The following is an 848-nucleotide window of genomic DNA, read 5'->3' as shown; positions in this document are numbered from 1 at the left end:
TTGTAGGAGTTGATGGTGGGGTTGGTGAAGGCCAGCAGTGAGGGTGCGTGGTGCAGGATGCCGCCGATGTAGTGGCGGGCGATGTCGGAGAGTCCGGCGTAGCCGGCTTCGTCGTAGAACAGGGGTGCGCCGGTTTGCCAGAGGGATTGGTGGACGTGCATGCCGGAGCCGTTGTCGCCGAAGAGGGGTTTGGGCATGAAGGTGACGGTTTTGCCGTGGGCCCAGGCGGTGTTTTTGATGAGGTATTTGAAGAGCATGAGGTCGTCGGCGGCGTGGAGCAGGGTGTTGAATTTGTAGTTGATTTCGGTTTGGCCGCCGGTGCCGACTTCGTGGTGGCCGCGTTCGACGGTGAAGCCGGCGCCTGCGAGGTTGGTGGACATGACGTCGCGTAGGTCGACGTATTGGTCGTTGGGGGCGACGGGGAAGTAGCCGCCTTTGGGGCGGACTTTGTAGCCGAGGTTGGGGCTGCCGTCGGGTTCGGTGCTGCGTCCGGTGTTCCACCAGCCTGAGGCGGAGTCGACTTTGTGGAAGGTGCCGTTGATTTGGGAGTCGAAGCTGACGGAGTCGAAGATGTAGAACTCGGCTTCGGCGCCGAAGTAGGCGGTGTCGGCGATGCCGGTGCTGGCGAGGTAGTTCTCGGCTTTGCGGGCGATGTTGCGGGGGTCGCGGGAGTAGGGCTCGCGGGTGAAGGGGTCGTGGACGAAGAAGTTCAGGTTCAGCGTCTTGGCCGCCCGGAACGGATCGATCTGCGCGGTGTTGAAGTCGGGGAGCAGCAGCATGTCGGATTCGTGGATCGACTGGAATCCGCGGATCGACGAGCCATCGAATGCCAGCCCATCCTCGAACAC

The 848-nt window shown here is 62.5% G+C and carries 1 protein-coding gene; it reads right to left on the bottom strand.

Going from position 1 to position 848, the window contains the following annotated elements; all coding sequences use genetic code 11:
• Positions 1–848, bottom strand: an 848-nt coding sequence (locus BST15_RS20945; RefSeq protein ID WP_207572071.1) for a glutamine synthetase beta-grasp domain-containing protein, incomplete at both ends; no start/stop codon positions are given.

Source organism: Mycolicibacter arupensis (genome assembly GCF_002086515.1).
GTDB lineage: Bacteria > Actinomycetota > Actinomycetes > Mycobacteriales > Mycobacteriaceae > Mycobacterium > Mycobacterium arupense.
This window is presented reverse-complemented; position numbering and strand designations above follow the sequence as displayed.